We start from the raw sequence: 20,852 nt of genomic DNA, 5'->3' as shown, positions 1-20,852 counted from the left end.
AATGACGGTCTTACCTTCTGCCGTTTATCTTTCTATCTTACCATGTTTATGGGTTTCTTCCAACGGTTTGGAAACTCACGTTCCTATTTTCTTCTCGCGCTAATGTAAAAAAAGCCTCTGCCCGGTTTGCACCGGACGAAGGCTCGGATTGTTGGACGGCTTATGTTTATCGGTCCGTAAGCATCTGCAGCCAACCTTGATCTGCTCGGTTAAGCTTGAGAAACGGCCATTGTTTCCCGGCACTGTTTGGCGGCCGCAACCATGTTGCGCAGGGCGGCCACGGTTTCCTCGCCGCCTCTCGTTTTGAGTCCGCAATCGGGATTGATCCAGAAGAGCTGCGGGTCGAGTACGCGCAGCGCCCGCTCGATCATGCTTACCATCTCTTCGACGGAAGGGACCCTCGGACTATGAATGTCATAGACACCGAGTCCGATTCCCTTCTCGTACGTGTGCTGTTCGAAGCTTTCGATCAGCTCGCCATGGCTGCGGGAAGTTTCGATGGATATGACGTCGGCATCCATATCGCGGATAGACCCGATCATGTCGTGGAATTCGCAGTAGCACATGTGGGTATGAATTTGCGTCGTGGCCCGCACGTTCGCCGTTGTGCTGCGGAAAGCGTTGACCGCCCAATCGAGATAAGCTCCGTGCTCATCTTTCTTAAGAGGAAGGCCTTCACGGACAGCGGGCTCGTCGATTTGGATCATTTCGATTCCTGCTTCTTCGAGCGCTTGCACTTCTTTCTCCAGCGCAAGCGAAATCTGATAGGCGACCACGTCTCTGGACAGATCGTCCCGGACGAATGACCAGTTGAGAATCGTAACCGGTCCGGTCAGCATCCCTTTGACGGGACGTGTCGTGAGCGACTGCGCGTAGACGGTTTCCTCGACAGTCATCGGCTGCGTAAACGCCACATCGCCGTAAATGACCGGCGGTTTCACGCAGCGCGAGCCGTAGGACTGCACCCAGCCGTTGCGCGTAAAGGCGAAGCCGTCCAATTTTTCGCCGAAAAATTCCACCATGTCCGTACGTTCGAATTCCCCGTGAACGAGAACGTCCAGATCCAGTTCCTCCTGAAGCTTGATCCATTTATCGATCTCACTGCGGATAAACGCTTTATACTGCTCGTCCGTCCATTCCGCTTTTCTCCATTTGGACCGCGCTTGTCTGACTTCCGCTGTCTGCGGGAAGCTTCCGATCGTCGTCGTCGGGAGAAACGGCAGCTTCCACTTCTCGCGCTGAAGGGTCCGTCGCTCGCCGAAGCCCTCGCCGCGTGCCGCCGGCACCTTTTGAAGCTGCAAAGCGGCCGCCTGGACGGCTTTGTTGCCGCGAGCTTCGGAAGACCGGAGGGCGGCAAGCGCTTTTTCGTTCCGCTGAAGCGCTTCGGCCGTTTCCGCCGTTTGGGATACCGCCGCCTTGGACAGCAGGACGATTTCCTCCAGCTTCTCGTCGGCGAAGGCAAGAGCGTCTCTCAGCACCGGATCGAGCTTATCTTCGTGAACGGTGGACACCGGCACATGCAGAAGGCTGCTGGACGTCTGGAGGATCACCCGCTCTTCCGGCACCACGGCTAAAATGTCGCGAAGCGTATTCAGCTTCTCCTTCAGATCGGAACGCCAAATATTCCGGCCGTCCACGATACCCGCTCCCAAAATTTTGCCTTCGGGAAATCCTTCGCTCTTCAAAAGCTTCAGCGTCTTCTCGCCGCCGTGTACGAAATCAAGCCCGATCCCGCTTACGGGCAGCTTTACGACTCTGTCGTAATGTTCCACGGATTCGAAGTAGGTCTGGAGCATAATTTTCAATCCCGGCGCCGCCTCTGTCAGCGTTTTGTAGATCGCTTCGATCCGGTTCATATCCTCTGCGGATACGTTTGTCGAAAGCACCGGTTCGTCCACCTGCACCCATTCGGCGCCTTCCTTTTCCAGCTCGCGCAGCACTTGGCCGTACAGCGGAAGCAGCCGGTCGATCCAGGCATCGGTTTCCGTCTCGGCGTACCCTTTGGACAATTTCAAAAACGTAAACAGTCCGAGAAGCACGGGCTTGCCCTGGATTCCGAGCGCTTCTTTGGCTTCGCGGTAAGCTTTGAGAGGCTTGTTCTCGACCAGTTCGGGCCTCGCGCCCTGCAGTTCCGGCACAATATAATGATAGTTGGTGTTAAACCATTTCGTCATTTCGCATGCGGCCGCCCCGTCCTCACCTCTAGCCATCGCATAGTAGGTGCCCGGAGATACTTCACCGCCCTCGTATTGAAACCGTTCCGGGACGATTCCGAACATCGCGGAAGTATCCAGTACGTGGTCGTATCCCGAAAAATCGTTGACCGCGATAAGCTCAATGCCCTTCTCCAGCTGAATGCGAAGATTTCCCAAACGGACTTCGGCCAGCTTGTCCGTCAGCTCCCGCTCCCCGATTTTACCGGCCCAGAAAGACTCCAGCGCCTTCTTCCATTCACGTCCCGCTCCGATCCTCGGGTACCCTAAACTGCTGCTTTTCAATGCGTTCATGATCTTGACCTCCTGATAGTCGCTTGAATTGGATGTTTGCATAAGTTCTCTGTTTCATTTGCTTGTTTGTACGCGAAAAATAAGAAAAGGACGTCATTACCCCTGAAGCATGCAAGGATAAAGACGCCCTCTGTTTGTATAATCAGCGGCTCGTACTTTAACACCTCCCTATCTCCCGTAGGTAAAGCAGTGCTGTCAGAACAGGCAGGTCTCCTGGCTCCAGAATCATCATCTTCGGCTGCCTTCCCGGTCTAAGACCAGTGGCATAATCGCCTTGACTCCTCTGTTACAGTGGCGGGACCGCGCCGGTTTTTCACCGGACTTCCCTTTTAAGCTCCAGTTCCCCCGAGGGGCTGGGCACCTATTCCCAACATATTCAATTGGTTAACTTAGAAATGACTATACACAACGCGGCATGTTTATGCAAGCTTTATTCTGACGGAATGCCGAAATATTTAAGCAGAGCTTCCTTGTAGGCCGCGTCGTTTTCAGGCACGAACGTGCGTACGCCTTCGGGCGTAAACAGCTTAAACTCCTTGCCGGAGACCGAATTGCGCCCCTCACGGGTCCGTACGGCAACCATCGCATCCTTCGTGAAAATAGAGTCCGGGCTGTGCTCGCACCAGAAGCTGGCCATGACAAAATCTTTGGGCAGCTGCGGCTCCTCGGTAAACGAGTAAATGCGCCTCCAACTGCCGTGATGCTTCTCGCTCAGCACCCAGCCGAATACGGGGTCCCGCTCCATGGCGTATAACTCCTCGCCCTGCCGCTGTTCGAGCTTCTCGGCAAGACGGACGGGTCTCCGGGGCACGATGCCCCCGACACCTACGTCGCATAAGTAGCTGACTCCCTCCGCCTCCACTTTCAATACGTGATGGCGGCGTTTGGGCGGCAGCTGCGTCTCGTCTCGCCAGAACCGGGCGACATAATCGGTCACGGGGTATCCGAGCTGGCGCAGCAGCCAGCCGAACAGGGCGTTCAGCTCGAAGCAGTAGCCGCCCCTCCGCCGATCGACGATTTTGTGGCGCAGACGCTTTATGTCCAGAGACAGCGGAACACCGTTCAGAATATCCAGATTTTCATACGGAACGGTATGCAGATGCTGCTCCTGCAGCAAAGCCAGCGCTTCGTAACTGCCGTCCAACGGCCCTTCGTAACCGATTCGGTTGAGGTAAGCCTCCACTTCAGGTTTCAAAGCTTCTCTATCCGTCCTCACGAGACATCCTCCTTTACGGCAGGTTCACAGACCGTGATTTCTTTGGTGCGGAGATCCACAACACGGCTGCGCACATCGCATTTGGAAATGAACAGAGGCTCGCCGTCCCGGTCTATCCAATACGCGATAGGCAGTGAAACTTCGCTGCCGCGAAAGGATCCGTCCGCATGACTCGTCCCGATGACCATGGCATGATGCCGGGAGGCGATTTCTTTCGCTTTTGCAACCCATTCATCGAACTGCTCTTCACTGAACATGCCGACGCCGATCGGCTGAACAAACAAATCGGTCCGGGGGCTGTTCGCTTCCTCCACCTCCCGCAGAACCAGCTCGTCACACAAAATCGGGGTGATGAGTAGCCCTTCTTCCTTTACGGATTCATATCCGCTGTATTTGGCCCGGTCCATCACGATTTCTCCTTCCCGGTTAATGATCACGGCCCGGTCTTTCGGATTTTTCGATCCGCTTATAACAAGAGTGCGCGTACGGGCCGCAAGCTCACACGCCAGAGATAGATTCGTATGTAAGTATCCTTCGGGAAAAACTGCCGCAGTTATGTCGGGATACATCATAAATTCCGCTTGCAGTTGCTCCAGGTTCCGCTCCAGCTTAGGCTGACTGACGAGAATTTTCAATCGCACCACCTCCGGCTTATTCTTAAAGATTTCAACAACTTGGTGAAATATTCCTCCATGTTCACCAAGTTTTGATGAGTTTCCGCTCAATTGGCATCATTATTTATTGCATTATCTGCCAGAGAACTCCATAATAGGAATCTGAGTTCTTTTTTCTTTTAGAAAGAGAGTGCGGCCCGTGAAAGATATCCTTGTCCATTTATTCATCATGACATTTCCCCCTCATATTTACCAGATTTTTATGCTTACGCGTTTTTACAAAAGAGAAAAAAAACGAAACCGATTTCTGATGGGAATCCTGATGGGGTTTTCCGGCCTTTTCAGTATAAGCTATCCGGTCATGTATCTCGTTCCTGATTTTTATTGGGATTTAAGAGGCGTACCTCTTCTGCTCGCTTTTATATACGGAGGGTATTACGGAGGGTTTACGGCGCTCGGGATGATGCTGATCTTTCATGGGATTATGTTCCCGTCTTTCGGAGTTTCGGACGTCATCCTCTATGCGGCAGGTTTTCTGCCCGTCCTGTTCAGGGCCCGTGACTTCCACCAGTATCCTTCGCGCAAAAAAATCGCCCTGTCGCTCTTGTACACAAGCATGGGCGCTGCCGCGCTGCTTATCTGGCTGTCTTATATCGTTTCGCATCACGGTTTTATATGGAAGGATCTGCTGCCGCAAGTAAGTCTTCTCGTGACCGCACAGCTTCTGCTGCCGGTGCTGCTCATCCTATGGTTTCAGCATATGCTCCGGCATGACCAGATGAGTATCGAAATCCAGAAAGCCGAGAAGCTGCAGCATCTCAGCGATCTGGCCGCCAGTGTCGCTCACGAGATCCGAAATCCGCTTCAAGTTACGCGCGGGTATATCCAGATTTCCCAGAAAGAAGCCGACGAGAAGCTCGGCCGTTATTTAAACATCGCCATCGGAGAACTCGATCAGGCCGAGAAGATTATCTCGGAGTTTCTGCTCTTCGCTAAACCCGAATTGACGGAAACGGGCCTCATCCATCTCGGCGATTCGCTTCAGCAGGCCGTGACGATGCTTGAACCTTATGCCAGCATGTCGGGAGCCGTAATCGAGCTTTCCTGCGAAGACGATATTTTTATAGAGGGAGACTCTTCCAAGCTCAAGCAGGCGTTCGTCAATCTGATCAAAAACGGAATCGAATCGACCCAAACTGACGGTCTGATCCGCATACACGGTTATGTCCGGAAGCACAAAGCCATTATTACCATCACCGATAACGGCAGCGGTATGACCAAGGAAGAAATCGAAAGACTGGGGGCTCCCTTCTATACGACGAAAAGCAAGGGGACCGGGCTCGGCCTGATGGTCACGACCCGTCTGATCGATGCCATGCGCGGCAAAATGCGGTTCTCCAGTGAAGTCGGCACCGGGTCGGAGGTCATGATCACCTTCCCCCTGACAACAAAAAACAGAGTATCTATTTCCGGAGAATAGATACTCTGTTTTTTTATACGTGCGCGAGATGCTGGAGGGTTTGGCGGAAAATTTCTTTCACGTGATCGTCGTCCAGGGAGTAAAAGACGGTTTTACCGCTTTTGCGCCGCTTAACGATCCGGACATTCCGTAAATACCGGAGCTGATGGGAGACGGCGGATTGTCCCATTTCAAGCACGACACTCAGATCGTGGACGCACAATTCCTGCTGGGAAAGCGCATATATGATTTTGACGCGCGTAGGATCTCCGAGAGCTTTGAACATCTCCGCCATGTTGACAGCCATAGATTCGTTCATTTTCGCATGCTCCAGAGCAGTCCCGTCCGTTTCCGTCCCCGCGCAGGATTCGTCGCAGAGGTCTTCGATTGGTTTTTGCATGATCCATTCACCGCCTTCGTTTCCATACGGCTTATTATATCAAAAACATTACGGTTAAGGGAGTCCCTTCTCCGCTATGCAAGAAGAAAGTGCCCCGCACCCGGTGCGGAGCACTTTCTTCTATTGGTTAAGATAAAGAAGAGGGCTTCTTCTCGATAAGAACGGTCAAGCTGATCAGCGTTACGAAAATGGTGGCTCCCATATCCGACAATATGGCGATCCACAAGGTCAGCAGACCGGGAATAGTCAGAAGCAGGGCGATGGCTTTCAATCCGAGCGCCAGGCTGATGTTCATCTTGATCACCCGGTTCACCTGCCGTGCCACAGAGATAGCTTCGGGCAGTTTGCCGAGGTGATCCTGCATCAGCACGATATCGGCGGTTTCCACCGCGCTGTCGGTTCCTTTGCCCATCGCAATGCCGAGCTGGGCGGAAGCGAGTGCCGGAGCGTCGTTGATGCCGTCCCCGATCATGGCAACCGTACCCTCGGCGGCGAGCTCCTTGATTTTGTCGACCTTTTGTTCGGGGAGAAGACTGCCGTAATATTCGCTTACACCGACAGCTTTGGCGACTTTCTCCGCGGTTTTCTGGTGATCTCCGGTCAGCATAACCGTTTTATGAATGCCCGCTTTATGCAGGGCGGCGATCACTCCGCGGCTTTCCTCCCGGATCTCGTCGGATATTCCGAACATACCGAGCACCTTTTCGTTATCGGCGACTATAACTAAAGTAAGTCCTTCTTCCTTCAGCGAGTCGATTTGCTGCTGGATATCCGCCGGAATCCGCAGATGTTCCATGCTCTTCTCGTTGCCGAGCCAGTACCGCTCTCCTTTGAAGCTCGCCACGACTCCCCTTCCGGATACCGTCTCGATAGAGTCGGCTTCTTCGGCCCGGATGCCCTTCGCCTCTATCTCCTTCATGATCGCTTTGGCGAGAGGATGCGAGGAAGATTTCTCGATAGCCGCGGCGGCGAGGTAAAACTTGCGCTCATCCAGAACCACGGACTTCTCCACGTGCGGCTCCCCTTTGGTCAGCGTGCCGGTTTTATCGAACGCAAGCGTATCGATTTTGCCCAGCTGCTCCAGGAACACGCCGCCTTTGATCAGAATGCCGTGGCGGGCATTGCGGGTAATGCCGGATACGATGGCGATCGGCGAGGACAAAATCAGGGCGCACGGACACCCGACGATCAGAACGGCCAGCCCCTGATAAAGCCATGTCGACCAGCTTCCCCCCAGGAAAAGCGGAGGGATGACGATAACGAGCAGCGAAATGATCATGATGAGCGGCGTGTAATACTTGGCGAAGCGGTTGATGAACAGCTCCGTCGGCGTTTTCGTCTCCTGGGCTTCTTCGACCAGATGCAGGATTTTCGCCAAGGAAGAATCCTGATACGCCTTCTCGATGCGGACTTTAAGCAGCCCTTCGTTGTTGATGCTCCCCCCGAACACCTTCTCGCCGGGCGCTTTTTCCACCGGGAGGGATTCGCCGGTTATCGCGGCTTCGTTGACCGAGCTTCTGCCTTCTTCCACGATGCCGTCAGAAGGAATTTTCTGTCCGGAGCGAACCTGAACGAGATCTCCGATCTTCAGAGACGCGATCGGGACGACCGTTTCTTGGCCGTCCGTCAGCAGCACCGCTTCTTTCGGAGCCACCTGAAGCAGCGTTTCCATGGACCGGCGCGCTTTCTCCATGCCCATTCCTTCCAGCAGCTCGTTCAGTCCGAACAGGATGGCGACAAGCGTCGCTTCCTTCCACTCGCCGATCACGATGGCTCCCACGAGCGCGATGGTCATCAGCGTATCAATATTGAATTTCAGGCGGAACAAGTTTTTAGCGCCTTTGATGAACGTCATGTAGCCGCTCAGTGCCATAATGATCAGATACAAGGGGATGGATACATAGCCCGGCACCCGTCCGTCCGTGAAAAACGCGATCGCGAAAAGCACAGCCGAAACGATAAGATTACGGGTAATCGCCCGGTTGGATTGCCCTCCATGATCATGATCGTGCCCATGATCGTGACCGTGCGAGTGGCCGTGATGGCTGTGCCCATGCCCCTCGTGCGCATGCCCGGCCGCAGGCTGGGATTTGACCAGATAAGCCCCGTCATTGCCCAGAATTTTCTCGACGGCAGGCATGGATATGCGGCTGTCCACGGTCAGCTTGCCGCTGTTATAGCTGAGTCTGGCTTCCGCCCCGTGTTCCAGCTTCTGAATCTGTTCTTCCAGCTCGCGTGTACAGTTGGCGCAGGATAAACCTTTTACGCGGTGCTCCTCCATCTCCATTCCTTCTTTCCAAACAAACGTTTTTTATAAAGTATGCAAAATATGAGTATATGTTCATATAATAAATTTCCGGAAACGTAAAGTCAAGATGCTGGAAGTTCGTGGGATAAAAAAGAGTTGCCGAGCCCGTATATCGACTGCTGCGGTCATGTCTATCCTAGAGACTGAAATCCGCAGAGATGGTAGGATAAGAAAAGAACAGGTCATGAGGAAAACGGAGGGTAATGTTCCATGACGGAAGCCTTGTACAAGCAGTACCATTCTCTTCTTTATTCCATCGCTTACCGGATGCTCGGAACCCTGAACGATGCTGAAGATATCATCCAGGATGTTTATCTGGAGATCCAGCAGCAGGATCTGGTCCGTATCGGGAATATGAAAGCTTATTTATGTAAAGCGGTAACCAACCGCTGTATCAACTTTCTCCAATCCGCGCGCAGCCGCAGAGAAATCTATACCGGCGAATGGCTTCCGGAGCCTGTATCCGCCCTGCCGGGTCTTGACCCCGCCGAACGGATAGTGCAGGAGGAAACCGTCTCCTACGCGCTGCTCGTCATGATGGAGCGGCTCAATCCGGTCGAGCGTGCGGTGTTCATCCTGCGTGAAGCGCTCGAGTACAGTTACCGCGAGATTGGAGATACCCTCCAGAAGTCCGAGGAGAACTGCCGCAAGATTTACAGCCGTGTCAAAGCGAAGCTTGTCCGGAAGGAGGCGGAGCCCCTTCACAAAAGCGAACGGGAGGAACAATTTGTGAAGCTGTTTCTCGACGCGGCCAAAACAGGCGATTTCGCAGACTTTATCGCTCAAATGACTGCGGACGCCGTTCTGGTTACGGACGGCGGCGGCAAAGTCCGCTGCGCGCTGCGTCCCATTTACGGCTCGCACCGGATCCGGGCGCTGTTCGAAGGCATATGGCCGCGCGGTTATTTCAGCGGCTCCCTGCTCCCCGCCCGGATCAACGGAGAACTGGGCTTCGTCCTCATTCGCGACGAACGTCCGGTTCTTGCGATCAGCATGACGTGGGACTGGGAACAGAGCCGGATAGATCGCCTGTTCATAGTCAGCAATCCGGATAAGCTGCACGGAATCCGTCTATAGAGTTACCCTTGAGGAAGGAGGCGAAAAACTTTTTTTGTCTCCTTTCTTTTTTTTGTCACAAAACGGCCTCCTTATCTGTTATAGGTCTGAGTGCAAATAGGAGGAGGAATATAAGATGAAAACCCGTCTTCAAATGGATCAGCTGATTCCGAAAGGTTATGCCGCCATGGTGGGGCTGGAGCAGTACTTGGGTTCCACAAGCTTGGACAAATCGCTGAAAGAACTGATCAAAATACGCGCATCCCAGCTGAACGGCTGCGCCTTCTGTATCGACATGCACGCGAAAGACGCGCGTAAACACGGGGAAACCGAGCAGCGAATTTACGCCTTGAACGCCTGGCGCGAAACGCCGTTCTTCACGCCGGAAGAACGTGCGGTGCTCGCATTGACGGAAGCCGTTACGCTCGTTGCCGAGACCCATGTCCCGGACGACGTTTACGACGAAGTCCGTCTTTATTTCGACGAAGTTCAGACATCCGAGATAATTATGGCCATCGTCGTCATAAACGCCTGGAATCGGCTGTCCGTATCGGCCAGGAAGATGCCTGCCGCGGACTGATCCCCAGCACCTGCCTTCCTTGAAGGCGACTACCCAGACTCCCTTGTTTCTATGACAAGGGAGTTTTTGCTTTGCGCAGGCGCCTCGATAGCAGGCTATCGAAACCTTTTGTCAGCCTCCCCTTCCTTAAGCTTGTCCGGCTTTCCTGCATAACTTGCAGATATTTCCGCATTCTAAAGAAAAAGGATACCGGACGAATAAAAAGGAGGGGTACGCGTGGAAATGAAAGGTCTGATGTACGAAAATATACAACAACTTCTCGTGGGAAGCGAGGATACGATTTATCAGCCTTTTCTCCTATACGAACGCTCCTGCGTGCTCATTTATATCCAATCGATTGTCGATGTGAAGACACTTCAAGAGAAGGTCGCTTCCGCTCTCATTACCGAAGCCCAGGGCGACCATGATTGGGACGAATTCCTTCAACTGCTGGACGAAGGGACTTTGTTCCCGCTGCCCGCGAAGCTGGTTTACGCCTCCCAGGATGCCGTCCGGGAAATCGTGCACGGAAAGGCGGCGCTCTGCATCGAAGGCCTGGGCTGCGCTTATGTGTTCGATGTGGTCAAGTATCAGAAAAGGGCGGTTTCCGAGTCCCAGAACGAGCTTGTCGTTATCGGGCCCCAAGAGGCGTTTATCGAAGATATCGTCAGTAACTTGTCCCTGCTCCGGCATAAAATCAAGCACCCGGATTTGAAAACCGTTAAATATATCGTGGGCACTTATACGCAGACGACTGTCTATATGATTTATATCGAAGGACTCTGCAAGCCGGAAATTTTAACAGATCTCGATAAGGGAATCCGAGAAATTTCCATCGACGGGGCACTCGGGATCAGCTACCTTTCGGAGCAGATGAAGAAAGGAAACAAAACGCCCTTCCCTCAATTCCAATATACGGAACGGCCGGACTCCGTCGCCGCTTCCTTGCTGGAAGGCCGTGTCGCTCTCATGCAGGACGGGACACCGTCCGCGCTTCTCGTACCCGTGACGCTCTTCTCCCTGCTCCAGTCTTCCGAGGATTACTACCAGAGCTATTTATCGGCAAGCTGGATACGGCTGGTGCGGATCTTCTTTGCCATGATTTCGATGCTCCTGCCTTCGTTATACGTGGCGATCACTACGTTTCAGCCCGAAATCATCCCGTCGGATCTGCTGCTTACGATTTCGGCGGCCCGTGAGAATATTCCGTTCTCCGCATTGACGGAGGCTCTTATCATGGAGCTGACCTTCGAAGGGCTGCGCGAGGCCGGGACGCGCATTCCGAAGCCGGTCGGCCAGACGATTTCCATCATCGGCGCTATCGTAATCGGACAGGCGGCTGTACAAGCGGGGATCGTATCCGCTCCCATGGTCATCGTCGTGTCCATCACGGGGATCGCGTCCTACATCATTCCCCATTTCGAGCTGGGCCTGGCCTTTCGGCTGCTGCGTTTCCCTCTCCTGCTGCTCGGAGGGACGACGGGCCTTATCGGTGTTTTCATCGCCACCTTCATCGTGTACGGTCATCTCACGAGCCTAAGGTCGTTCGGTGCCCCTTACCTGAGTCCGCTGGCGCCTCAGGTGCTCAGAGACTGGAAGGACATCTTTATGCGTGTGCCTTCGCCTTTTATGACCAAGCGTTCCAAAGCGTACACCGACAGAAACTTCAGGAGGCAGAAATAACATGAGCCGGATAAGGATTCTCCTTGCTCTGCTTCCCCTGCTGCTGACGACAGGCTGCTGGTCGAAGGTCGAAATCGACGAACAAACGTTTATTTTTGCCATATACATCGATCAGGGGGAAACTCCCGATAAGGTAGAAGTTACAATCAGCAGCCCGCTGCCGAACCGCCTTACATCCGGTCAACAGGCCGGCAGCGGCACTTCCCAAGGACAACCATACGCCATTATCAGCAAGCAAGGCACTTCGATTCCGCAAGCCCTCATGCTCATTCAGCGAGATCTGACCAGGAAAATTAACTTCGGGCACACCCGGATCGTTACTGTCGGTAGACAATACGCGGAGAACGGGATCAAAGATCTGCTGAGCTGGATGCAAAGAGAACCTACTTTTCATATCAGCACAATTGTGAATACAGCCCCGGGCAAAGCAAGAGAGATAGCGGAACTTACGCCCGTTTACGAAAAAATGCCGGCGGAAGTGATGCTCAAAATGTCCCAACAACGAGCGATGCTGGATACGAACGCCAAGGAGTGCTTGATAGCGGAAGCTTCCGGTCAGGGGGTCGCAACCAATTACTTGTCTATGGGCATAATGAAAATGGCTAGCGAGAACGAAAAGGCCGAGCCTTGGGCGGGTATTCAAGGAGTAGCCTTATATAACAACGATAAGCTCACGGGGGTACTTCCGAGTGCGGAAGGGAGAGCCCTAGCCTGGGCCTTGGGCAGATTGGGCAGGCAAGTTTATACCCTATCCTGGGACGACGGCCAAAGTAAGGCGGACATCCTCTTTAATCAATTGACGAGCAAAAAATCGGTCCGGATGGGGCCGGACGGTCCCCGGTTCACGCTGACTCTTACAGGCGACGGAGATCTGATCCACAAAAGGGATCCCATGAACCGCGACGAGAATGAAATGAAAACTATCCTTGAACAGAAGCTGCGTGAGAAAATCGTAAAACAGTTGAAAAGCGCATTCAGCAAAACACAGCAAGCAAAGTCGGATGTCCTGCAGCTTGGCATGCTGCTTGATTGGAATTATCCGAAATTTTGGGAGAAGAAGCGGGAAAACTGGACCGATTATTATAAGAACGACCTCGATATCGAATTTAAATGCGAGATAAATGTGAAACAGACCGGAATTCAATCTTAACGATCTCAAGCCGGTCCGTCATTCTACGGGAAGGAAAATCCGCTATGATCGCTGTGGCTTTTTTCGCTATCGGCTTGCTGGAATGGATTAGAACCAACCCCAAACCTCCCGGCGACACCGTCAAATTCTGGGTGCTTTTCTCGGTGCTGGGCTGTTGGAGCGTTCTGGCCTCCGTCTTTACGTGGTGGCCCCAACCCAATCAGCTCATGCATCTGCTGCTTGGCTGGCTGGAGTAAGCTTCTTATTTCTGATTGAAGGAGGTGATCGCATGCGCTCGACGTCCTGGCAGACGTTCCGGTTTGCAACGATTTACATGATTTCTCAGCCGATCGCTTTTCTTATTACCCCTCTGATTTCAACCTCCGGCTATCAGGGCTGGATCTCCCTGCTTCTGGGAGGGCTTATCAGCGCTTTATTCCTCTGCTGCACGGTCTATATCGGTCGCTTGAGCCCTGGCGTGCCTTGGGTTCAATCCGGTGAACAAATGATCGGAAAATGGCCGCACCGCTTCTTTCTGTTCGTTGTCCTGTACTGGTGCGTTTATTACGTTTCTATTGATCTCGAAAGCTTTACGCTGTTCTACGGATCGATTTATATGAGAGAAACGCCTCAATGGTTCCTGCAGCTTATCATCGGACTGGTGATCGTGATTACGGCGCGCTGGGGATTTGTCTCGATTGTCTATATGGCGGACGGGCTTTTCCTCATTACGCTACTCGGGATCGCCATCATTTTGGGCTTGTTTACGGCGAACGCCAATTTTCAAATGTTCCCCGCTTTATGGACCCATCACAAAATGGGCTTGGCGTTCCGGGATACCTTTACCGCCGTTTCCTGGTTTGGCGAATGGTTCGTTTTTTTATTTATGGTGCCCCATCTGAAATTCGGGCCTAAAACGCTTCGCAACCTCCTCTCGGCCTGTCTGCTCGTGACGTTTGCCGTCTCCTTGCAGTGGATGCTGACTTTGTTTAATTTCGGTTCTTACTACGGAAGACGCATTCAGTATCCCCTGCTCGAATTGATCCGAAGTTCAACGTTAAGCGGATTTCTCGGCAATGCGGACCCCCTGCTGATCGGTTTGTGGACGACCTCCATGTTCATTCATGATGCGTTTCTCCTGTATGTAGCGACCAAATGTGCGGCACAGCTGTTTAAATTTCAAACGAGAAAAGCGATCCTTCCTCTCCTGGGCGGAACCGCAGTTGTCGTGGCACTTCAATATTCCCGGGACACGACCCGTTTTCTGTCCGATACGAACTCCCTTTCCATCGTCCTGTTTTGGGTGCTGGTGGATGCTCTGCCCGTTTATTACGCAGTTATTGTTTATGTGAGAATTAAATTTAGCAAAAAAAAATTCCAAATCACTGAATAAACTAAATGTTTTCTCCGATTCTACTTAGCACTCCATACAAAATCACTTTACGCTGTGATATTCTGTAAGAGCGCTGCCTTCGGTTCAGGCGCTTATTCCCAATGAATACTGGAGAGATATCATGTCAACTTCTGCCGCAAAATCATCCGTTCTATTGGATTTTTACAAAACCGAGTACAACGACGGACTCCGTTCCTTTTATTTGCCGGACGAGCAGCTCCAGTTCAGCGCCCTGCCTCATGAAGTGCTGACGGCGGCTGCCCAAGATCCTCACCGCTATCCGGTTGTCATTTTGGCCGATTCGAAACCGGTCGGTTTTTTTGTCTTATACGACGGCGAAGAAATCGCCCTATACTCGGACGACCCGCAGACTATCGTACTGAGAGCTTTCTCGGTTAACCATGCGGAACAGGGAAAAGGCTACGCCAAGCAGGGACTGCTTCTCCTCCCCGATTTTGTGAGAAAACAGTTTCCTCTGGCTCGGATTGTTGGCCTCGGGGTCAATATGAAAAATAGTCCGGCACGGAATTTGTATTTAAAATGCGGGTTCGAGGATCACGGGCGGACCAAGATCGGCCCGCTGGGTCCCCAGCACATTCTTACCCTGCCGCTGTAATCAGGACAGATGCGGCAGCCGGCGGCTATGCCTGATTTTTGAAACGAAAACGGCGGCGTACTTTTTTGCATAAAATTTCGGAATTTTAGCGGGCAACGCTGCTATTACTGGAACAGTGAAAGAAATTTTGGAGTCTGATCGACTAATTAATCTCATTAATTAAAAGGTTAATTAATCTCATTAACTATGAGGATTATTTAATAAGGTTAATTATTTAAAAGAGCCTCCTAGGCTCTTTTTTCTTATCTCTCTATCTGTATCGCCCGTCCAAGAGATTTCAAACCACTATTGTACAGCATGGTTAAATTTCGATCCCGGCCGAATAGTGGATGTGCTATTGTAGAAATAGGATATGCAACTGCATGGGAGGGACGCGAACATGAAAGCTTCACCAGATACGATAGCCTTGGCAGGCTTAATCGGAGAACCGTCGAGGATGCAGATGCTGCTGGAGCTTCTGAGCGGCAAATGCATGCCGGCCAGCGAGCTGGCCGGAGCCGCCCGCATCACTCCCCAGACGGCCAGCTCGCACCTGGCCAAGCTGGTGGAAGGCGGCCTGCTCACGGTCGAGCTCTCGGGGCGACACCGGTACTATAAGCTTGCTGGCCCGGAGGTCGCCGATGCGCTTGAAGCGCTGAATACACTGGCGCGGCCAAAGCCGGTCAAGTCGCTGCGGGAGTACGACCGGCTTAATCATCTGCGCTTCGCCCGCACCTGCTACGACCATCTCGCGGGGGAAGCGGGAGTCGCGCTGGCGGACCGCCTGCTAGAGACGGGCGTCATCGGCCAGTCCGGCCGCGACTTTACGGTTACGGAGAAAGGCGAAACCTTTCTCCGAGCCTTCGGCATAAACTGCGCGGAGCTCCGCAGAAGCCGGAGACAATTCGCCAAGTGCTGCCTGGACTGGAGCGAACGCAGGTACCACATCGCCGGAAGCCTTGGCGCCGCCCTGACGGAGCAGTTGTTCCGGCGGGAATGGATCGAGCGGATCCCCGGCGGGCGGGCCGTCCGGATCACGGACACAGGGCGTGACGGGCTGAGGCATTTAGGGGTAGACCTGAATCTGCCGTGAAAACGCGCTGAGCTTGCATGAATAATTCGACGGGGGCCGAATCGTACATCATGTATACTTCTTGCGAGGTGATAAGAATGATCAAACAAGAAGTACAGGAAACGTTTCGGACGATTCGGCCTTCGATTCTTTATTTCGGAACGCCGGTCGTTCTCCTCACCACTTTGAGCGAGGACGGAAGCACGAATATCTCCCCGTTGTCGTCCGCCTGGGCGCTCGGCAGCCGGATTATTCTCGGCATCGGAAACGGCGGAAAAGGGCTTGAAAATTTGTCCCGAACAGGTGAATGCGTAATCAACCTGCCGGACAGCTCGCTGTGGGAACAAGTTGAGAAGCTGGCCCCGCTGACCGGCAAATCCCCCGTCCCCGACAATAAACGCGAGTTATACCGGTTCGAGAGAGACAAGTTTGCGGCTGCCGGCTTCACCCCTCTTCCGTCCACATGCGTGAAACCCCAGAGAATTCAGGAATGTCCCCTGCAAATCGAAGCCGCTCTCGTTCAGGTGCACCCGAGCGAAGGCTTTTGCATCGTGGAAACCGAGTCCCGCGCCGTTCACGCCGAAGAACGGATCGTGCTGGGGGAACATTATGTGAACCCGGCCGCTTGGAATCCGCTCATTTACAGTTTCCGGCATTACTTCGGCTTGGATGCGGAGAAAGGCAAGTCTTTCAAGTCCGAAACTTGAATCGGCATCCGCATAGACTGGACACGTCCTACTCTACCGTCCATTCCACCCGGAACGTTCCTTCCGCGTGATCTCCCGTAAGAATAAGGGTGGAAATGCCGGATTCGGGTGCGCGGATGCGGATTTTGTTATCTCCAGGCGGATCTCCGGGCACCTGCTTTACGTCCGTAAACCGGACTCCGTATCCGCCGTTTTTCATCGTCCACGAATAGGTTAACAGAGCTGTTTCTCCCTGTTTTATAGGAACCGGAACAGCTTTTTCCCCGTTGAAATAGGCAAAGCTTACCTCGTAAGACGAATGGGTCCGAATCTCCCGCCACTGTTTCGTCTCCGTGAAATCGCCCCCTGCAAATACTAGCAGAACAGCCGGTATACATAGTCCTGCCACCGCGGACATTATCTTCGTTCTTCTGTACAATGAATCCGCCGCATAGAAAAAAAGCGCGCAAACCGAACCGATTAGTCCGGGAATCGCTATATAAAGGGTATTGAAAAAAAACACGGCAAACGGAGCAAATCCTCCGGCACCGTATACGATCATCCTTACCCCAACCTTTGCCTGCGGAAAAAATTTGAACAGAATCAGCTCGACAAGAATGGAATACATAACGGCATATCCATAAACAAGCCACCAAAGATAGGGAAACCTCGCCGCTTCCGAAATTTGGTATAAACCCGCATCATCTGCAAGGGCGATGATCACAAAAATGGTGAACAATGTACCGGCTGCGGCCAGCTTGGAAAGAATAAAGCTCCAGATCCGTTTTCTCTTAATCCCCTCTCTATCTTTCATAGGTGCTCCCTCTTTTTTAACGGCAATATCAGCGTGTTCGTCGTTAATCGGAAAATTTTTCGCCTGGAAGTAACGTCCTTCAACGTCTCCCTCATGCCGAGAATACCAAAAGACCCGCTGGTCAAACAGTTCTAACTTTTATAGGTCCTCCCGTCCCGGCAGCAAAAAGAAGCACCTCTTCAATCCGGTTTTTCTTACGACCGTCATGAAAGGTGCTTCTTTTGAAATTCCGTACAAATCGGGCTGCGCTGCCTGCCGGAGTTTAGCTGTGCACTTCGAAATCCGCTTCAAAGGAACGTACCACTTCCGGCAGCCACCTCTGCTCCACAAACTCAATATGCCGCGGAACGGCTGTATACTCGTCATAGTCGCTCTGGCTGGAAAACTCCATCGAGAACGCGTACTGATAGTCGTTTTCCAGGCTGATCTGCCGTAAAACTTGAAGCTTCTGCACCTGCGGTATGGAGGCGAGCAGTTCTCTTCCGTCGCTCAGAAATTTTTCCGCTTCGGCCGAACCCTCCTCATGCTTCAGGTTGAATAAAACCAGATGACGAATGGTGCTCATTTAAGTTCCCCCGTTCATTCGGTTTAGTCGTCCGTTTCTATTTCAAACGATTACGGATTATAAGGTTTGTTCGCGATCCCGGTTTACAGGACTGCCGGGCGGCCTTTTATCGGGCTTGGGCATTTTGGCCCGCATGACTTTGTAAATCATCGCCGGCTTAAACAGTTCGGTCGGTTTTTCTACCATGTGCAGGATGCGGATAAACTTCCCGTACACGTCCTGGTCATACTCCGACAGACGGTACAGCCTGCGGACGTACCACTGCATAAAACCGAGGCCCCCCGGCTTCTTTCCTTTCGTATTCGGATAGAGGAACGCATCGGAGGTCGCCGTCATCCACGTAGGATCAACGAGCGCCGACAACCGCTTGTGGAGAGCGACCGGAATCGCTTCGGCCTTGATCTTGCCCGCACGCACTTCCTGCATAACTTTCTGCAGTTCCAGCGCTTCCAGGCAAGCGATGCTGATGCCTTGCCCGAAAACCGGGTTAAACCGGCAGAAGGCATCCCCGATGACGACAAGTCCTGACGGGAAACGGTCGAGTTTTTCGTAATGCCGGCGCACTTGGCTCGGAAACCGGTACACATGAATATCGCCCGCTGGTTTAAGCGATTTGATATGGTCATACAAATGCGGATGTGTAAGGGACTTGGCGAAATTCAGGAATCCCTGGTCATCGCGCGGCGGATGATTTCCGTCTCCGTATCCGACGAGGGTAACGGACCAGCGGTCGCCTTCAATCGGGAATGTCAGCCCGCCTTTGGACACTTCCGGCGGATTCGGAAAAACGATCACGGACTTGTAATCATGGCTTACGGAAGGATCGCGCTCGTACATCCGTGTGGCATAAGCCAGATTGATATGCACTTCGGATTGCGGGAGGGCGTCAAAGCCGTGTTTCAGAAGCTGATCCGGCGTTTTAGTCGCGGAACCCGCCGCATCGACGATCAGGTCCGCCTCCAGACGCTCGGATTGCTTGGTAACCAGATTCTCCGTCTCGACACCCGTAAAGCGGTTCTCGCCGGGACTGCTGATATACTGAACGACTCTGTGCGAATAAGCGAATTCGATGTTGGAGCGCTGCAGCAGCCGCTGATGAACTCGCCATTCCAATAGAGGCCGGCTTTGGGAAACAACCTCGAATCCGCTGTTGAACCGGACAAAGTGAAAGTTCTGATAAACCCAGGAAATGTCCCGGATAAAATCGAGCCTTTCGCCACCGTGCCCCTCCAGCTCCTGCATAATACCGGGAAAAAACTTGTCGAGCGTATTTTCTCCGCTTTTTAAAAGCCCGTGGGTATGATAGCTCTGCGGTGTGCCTTTGCGAGGGTAAGGCCCCTCCGGCTGAGGGTCCTGCTCGATAATCGTCACTGTATCGAAGTAATCGGACAGAACCCGAGCCGCCAGTTTTCCGGCCATGCTGTTGCCGATGACGATTGCTTTGCGCGGCTTGCCCTGCTCCTTCTTGAAATCATTCATTCCGCCACACTTCCTTCCCGTCTAAAAGTCCCCAACTGATCCACCGTTCGTTCAGGTGCTGCTTTTGGTTACGGTCTGCCGATAGGCTGAATTGCGGTCCATCCACATCAGCGTAACGGCGAACAGGACGCCGATCAAACCGATGGCTACGCCGGACAATGGTGCTCCCCGGAGTCCGAGCGCGGTATTGATGGCAACTCCGCCCACTGCGGCTCCGATGGCACTGCCTACATTAAAGGCGGAAATATTGAGAGAAGCCGCCAGATCCGCAGCGTCTCCGGCTTTCCGCAGGACAAGCATATTCAGCGGTGTTACGATAGCGAAACCGGTAAGTCCCCAGAGGAAGGAGAAAATCACCGCCAGGATAGGCACCTGTCCGAGCAGGGCGAAGGCCGTCATCGTAATGATCATGGCTGCCAGCGAACCGAGTAATGTTTTCATCAGGCCCTTATCGGCCAGCTTTCCGCTGGCGATGTTGCCGATGGCGGAACCGATCCCGAACGCGAGCATAATGGGAGAAACCGCCGTCGGGGTGAAGCCTGTAATTTCTTCAAGGTAAGGCGCGATATACGTATACCCGGCAAACAAGCCTCCGGAGCTGAAAACCGTCGTCATCAAGGCGACAAGGGGTTTGGCACGGAAAATTTCACGGGTTTGCTTAGCCATCCCGACGGCTTTGCCGGACTTGATCGTAGGGACGAGCCATGCCATTCCGACGACGCAAATCGCCGCCGCAACCGTTAAGGCATAGAAGGACATCCGCCAGCCGTAGCTGTTGCCGATAAAGGTTCCTACCGGAACGCCCAATATGGTGGCTACCGTCAAACCGACGGTTAAATAGGAAATGGCGCTGCCTTCTTTTCCCGGTGGCGCAAGCCGCTGGACCACCACGATGGCCACGCCGACAAGCGTCCCGTGGGAAAACGAGCAGAACAGCCGGCCGACCATCAGCAGATAATAGTTGGTCGTAACCGCGCTGATCAACGATCCGGCAACGAACAGTAGAAGTAGTGCGATCAACAGCTTCTTCTTCTCGACTCTTCCCGTCGCGGCCGTAATCAGGGGGCCGCCGATCGCGACGCCGAGTGCGTAAACCGTAATAAGCAGTCCCGCGCTCGACACATTCATGTTAAAATCCCGGGCAATCTGCGGCAGCAGCCCCATCGGCAGAAGCTCGGCGGTACAAATAATGAAAATACTCACAGCCAGGAAATAAACGGCCAGCGGCATCCGGGTCCGTTCGGGTCCTTGAATCCCGGCACCGGAAGCATGAGCCGCTTCCCCTTCTTTGGGTTGTTTCGTAGACATGGTGCTCAC

Annotated in this window: 19 protein-coding genes and 1 riboswitch; of the genes, 10 read left to right on the top strand and 9 right to left on the bottom strand. The window is 53.1% G+C overall.

The window, feature by feature from the left end:
* Positions 1-209 precede the first annotated feature (209 nt).
* The 3 genes from metE to HMPREF1207_RS26680 form a co-directional block, all read right to left on the bottom strand.
* On the bottom strand, positions 210-2,507 hold the full coding sequence (gene metE, locus HMPREF1207_RS26690) for a 5-methyltetrahydropteroyltriglutamate--homocysteine S-methyltransferase (protein WP_009673680.1): 2,298 nt from the start codon (positions 2,505-2,507) through the stop codon (positions 210-212).
* Positions 2,508-2,693: 186 nt separating this feature from the next.
* A riboswitch (cobalamin riboswitch) is annotated at positions 2,694-2,887 on the bottom strand.
* Positions 2,888-2,937: 50 nt separating this feature from the next.
* Positions 2,938-3,723: an arylamine N-acetyltransferase family protein gene (locus HMPREF1207_RS26685; RefSeq protein ID WP_009673620.1), complete on the bottom strand. Its 786-nt coding sequence runs from the start codon at positions 3,721-3,723 to the stop codon at positions 2,938-2,940.
* The gene (locus HMPREF1207_RS26680) at positions 3,720-4,364 is read right to left on the bottom strand and encodes a hypothetical protein (RefSeq protein ID WP_231392140.1); all 645 of its coding nucleotides are present in this window, start codon (positions 4,362-4,364) and stop codon (positions 3,720-3,722) included. The genes HMPREF1207_RS26685 and HMPREF1207_RS26680 overlap by 4 nt, the downstream gene beginning before the upstream one ends.
* A 172-nt stretch (positions 4,365-4,536) precedes the next feature.
* Between HMPREF1207_RS26680 and HMPREF1207_RS26675 the strand changes: the two genes are divergently transcribed.
* Positions 4,537-5,817: an ATP-binding protein gene (locus HMPREF1207_RS26675; RefSeq protein WP_016424168.1), complete on the top strand. Its 1,281-nt coding sequence runs from the start codon at positions 4,537-4,539 to the stop codon at positions 5,815-5,817.
* Between the two features lie 13 nt (positions 5,818-5,830).
* Here HMPREF1207_RS26675 and HMPREF1207_RS26670 read toward each other — a convergent pair whose 3' ends face one another.
* Positions 5,831-6,196, bottom strand: coding sequence for an ArsR/SmtB family transcription factor (locus HMPREF1207_RS26670; protein ID WP_009673801.1), 366 nt, complete (start codon positions 6,194-6,196; stop codon positions 5,831-5,833).
* A gap of 127 nt (positions 6,197-6,323) precedes the next feature.
* On the bottom strand, positions 6,324-8,477 hold the full coding sequence (locus HMPREF1207_RS26665; protein WP_009673912.1) for a heavy metal translocating P-type ATPase: 2,154 nt from the start codon (positions 8,475-8,477) through the stop codon (positions 6,324-6,326).
* Positions 8,478-8,714: 237 nt separating this feature from the next.
* Here HMPREF1207_RS26665 and HMPREF1207_RS26660 point away from each other — a divergent pair, with 237 nt between their 5' ends.
* The 9 genes from HMPREF1207_RS26660 to HMPREF1207_RS26620 all read left to right on the top strand — a co-directional run bounded on the left by HMPREF1207_RS26660 (position 8,715) and on the right by HMPREF1207_RS26620 (position 16,698).
* Positions 8,715-9,581: an RNA polymerase sigma-70 factor gene (locus tag HMPREF1207_RS26660; protein ID WP_009673552.1), complete on the top strand. Its 867-nt coding sequence runs from the start codon at positions 8,715-8,717 to the stop codon at positions 9,579-9,581.
* Between the two features lie 115 nt (positions 9,582-9,696).
* Positions 9,697-10,140: a carboxymuconolactone decarboxylase family protein gene (locus HMPREF1207_RS26655; RefSeq protein ID WP_009673696.1), complete on the top strand. Its 444-nt coding sequence runs from the start codon at positions 9,697-9,699 to the stop codon at positions 10,138-10,140.
* 216 nt (positions 10,141-10,356) lie between these two features.
* Positions 10,357-11,802: a spore germination protein gene (locus tag HMPREF1207_RS26650; RefSeq protein WP_009673796.1), complete on the top strand. Its 1,446-nt coding sequence runs from the start codon at positions 10,357-10,359 to the stop codon at positions 11,800-11,802.
* Between the two features lies 1 nt (position 11,803).
* Positions 11,804-12,952 (top strand): Ger(x)C family spore germination protein, encoded by a 1,149-nt coding sequence (locus HMPREF1207_RS26645; protein ID WP_009673900.1) that lies wholly within the window; start codon positions 11,804-11,806, stop codon positions 12,950-12,952.
* A gap of 44 nt (positions 12,953-12,996) precedes the next feature.
* Complete coding sequence (locus HMPREF1207_RS26640) at positions 12,997-13,188, top strand: hypothetical protein (protein WP_009673605.1); 192 nt, start codon at positions 12,997-12,999, stop codon at positions 13,186-13,188.
* A 32-nt stretch (positions 13,189-13,220) separates the two neighbouring features.
* Positions 13,221-14,324 (top strand): GerAB/ArcD/ProY family transporter, encoded by a 1,104-nt coding sequence (locus HMPREF1207_RS26635; protein WP_009673913.1) that lies wholly within the window; start codon positions 13,221-13,223, stop codon positions 14,322-14,324.
* Between the two features lie 121 nt (positions 14,325-14,445).
* On the top strand, positions 14,446-14,940 hold the full coding sequence (locus HMPREF1207_RS26630; protein WP_009673670.1) for a GNAT family N-acetyltransferase: 495 nt from the start codon (positions 14,446-14,448) through the stop codon (positions 14,938-14,940).
* 379 nt (positions 14,941-15,319) lie between these two features.
* Positions 15,320-16,012, top strand: coding sequence for an ArsR/SmtB family transcription factor (locus HMPREF1207_RS26625; protein ID WP_009673908.1), 693 nt, complete (start codon positions 15,320-15,322; stop codon positions 16,010-16,012).
* A gap of 77 nt (positions 16,013-16,089) precedes the next feature.
* Positions 16,090-16,698, top strand: coding sequence for a flavin reductase family protein (locus HMPREF1207_RS26620; protein ID WP_009673649.1), 609 nt, complete (start codon positions 16,090-16,092; stop codon positions 16,696-16,698).
* Between the two features lie 28 nt (positions 16,699-16,726).
* On the opposite strand, the gene HMPREF1207_RS26615 is transcribed toward HMPREF1207_RS26620, so the two are convergent.
* The 4 genes from HMPREF1207_RS26615 to HMPREF1207_RS26600 all read right to left on the bottom strand — a co-directional run bounded on the left by HMPREF1207_RS26615 (position 16,727) and on the right by HMPREF1207_RS26600 (position 20,843).
* The gene (locus HMPREF1207_RS26615) at positions 16,727-17,491 is read right to left on the bottom strand and encodes a hypothetical protein (RefSeq protein ID WP_009673727.1); all 765 of its coding nucleotides are present in this window, start codon (positions 17,489-17,491) and stop codon (positions 16,727-16,729) included.
* 262 nt (positions 17,492-17,753) lie between these two features.
* Positions 17,754-18,056 carry a Dabb family protein gene (locus HMPREF1207_RS26610; RefSeq protein ID WP_009673837.1) on the bottom strand — a complete coding sequence of 101 codons (303 nt, stop codon included), beginning with the start codon at positions 18,054-18,056 and terminating at the stop codon, positions 17,754-17,756.
* A 57-nt stretch (positions 18,057-18,113) separates the two neighbouring features.
* Positions 18,114-19,535 (bottom strand): FAD-dependent oxidoreductase, encoded by a 1,422-nt coding sequence (locus HMPREF1207_RS26605; RefSeq protein WP_009673879.1) that lies wholly within the window; start codon positions 19,533-19,535, stop codon positions 18,114-18,116.
* 51 nt (positions 19,536-19,586) lie between these two features.
* Positions 19,587-20,843 carry an MFS transporter gene (locus HMPREF1207_RS26600; RefSeq protein WP_009673660.1) on the bottom strand — a complete coding sequence of 419 codons (1,257 nt, stop codon included), beginning with the start codon at positions 20,841-20,843 and terminating at the stop codon, positions 19,587-19,589.
* Positions 20,844-20,852: the final 9 nt, after the last annotated feature.

It is taken from the genome of Paenibacillus sp. HGH0039 (assembly GCF_000411255.1).
Lineage (GTDB): Bacteria > Bacillota > Bacilli > Paenibacillales > NBRC-103111 > Paenibacillus_F.
The sequence above is the reverse complement of the archived record's forward strand: the minus strand, read 5'-3'. Positions and strand labels throughout refer to the sequence as shown.

What these genes read in the sequence shown, in the direction of transcription:
- metE (WP_009673680.1), bottom strand. Translation starts at nt 2,507, where the DNA reads ATGAACGCATTGAAAAGCAGCAGTTTAGGGTACCCGAGGATCGGAGCG.
- HMPREF1207_RS26670 (WP_009673801.1), bottom strand. Translation starts at nt 6,196, where the DNA reads ATGCAAAAACCAATCGAAGACCTCTGCGACGAATCCTGCGCGGGGACG.
- HMPREF1207_RS26665 (WP_009673912.1), bottom strand. Translation starts at nt 8,477, where the DNA reads ATGGAGGAGCACCGCGTAAAAGGTTTATCCTGCGCCAACTGTACACGC.
- HMPREF1207_RS26660 (WP_009673552.1), top strand. Translation starts at nt 8,715, where the DNA reads ATGACGGAAGCCTTGTACAAGCAGTACCATTCTCTTCTTTATTCCATC.
- HMPREF1207_RS26655 (WP_009673696.1), top strand. Translation starts at nt 9,697, where the DNA reads ATGAAAACCCGTCTTCAAATGGATCAGCTGATTCCGAAAGGTTATGCC.
- HMPREF1207_RS26645 (WP_009673900.1), top strand. Translation starts at nt 11,804, where the DNA reads ATGAGCCGGATAAGGATTCTCCTTGCTCTGCTTCCCCTGCTGCTGACG.
- HMPREF1207_RS26640 (WP_009673605.1), top strand. Translation starts at nt 12,997, where the DNA reads ATGATCGCTGTGGCTTTTTTCGCTATCGGCTTGCTGGAATGGATTAGA.
- HMPREF1207_RS26635 (WP_009673913.1), top strand. Translation starts at nt 13,221, where the DNA reads ATGCGCTCGACGTCCTGGCAGACGTTCCGGTTTGCAACGATTTACATG.
- HMPREF1207_RS26630 (WP_009673670.1), top strand. Translation starts at nt 14,446, where the DNA reads ATGTCAACTTCTGCCGCAAAATCATCCGTTCTATTGGATTTTTACAAA.
- HMPREF1207_RS26625 (WP_009673908.1), top strand. Translation starts at nt 15,320, where the DNA reads ATGAAAGCTTCACCAGATACGATAGCCTTGGCAGGCTTAATCGGAGAA.
- HMPREF1207_RS26620 (WP_009673649.1), top strand. Translation starts at nt 16,090, where the DNA reads ATGATCAAACAAGAAGTACAGGAAACGTTTCGGACGATTCGGCCTTCG.
- HMPREF1207_RS26615 (WP_009673727.1), bottom strand. Translation starts at nt 17,491, where the DNA reads ATGAAAGATAGAGAGGGGATTAAGAGAAAACGGATCTGGAGCTTTATT.
- HMPREF1207_RS26610 (WP_009673837.1), bottom strand. Translation starts at nt 18,056, where the DNA reads ATGAGCACCATTCGTCATCTGGTTTTATTCAACCTGAAGCATGAGGAG.
- HMPREF1207_RS26605 (WP_009673879.1), bottom strand. Translation starts at nt 19,535, where the DNA reads ATGAATGATTTCAAGAAGGAGCAGGGCAAGCCGCGCAAAGCAATCGTC.
- HMPREF1207_RS26600 (WP_009673660.1), bottom strand. Translation starts at nt 20,843, where the DNA reads ATGTCTACGAAACAACCCAAAGAAGGGGAAGCGGCTCATGCTTCCGGT.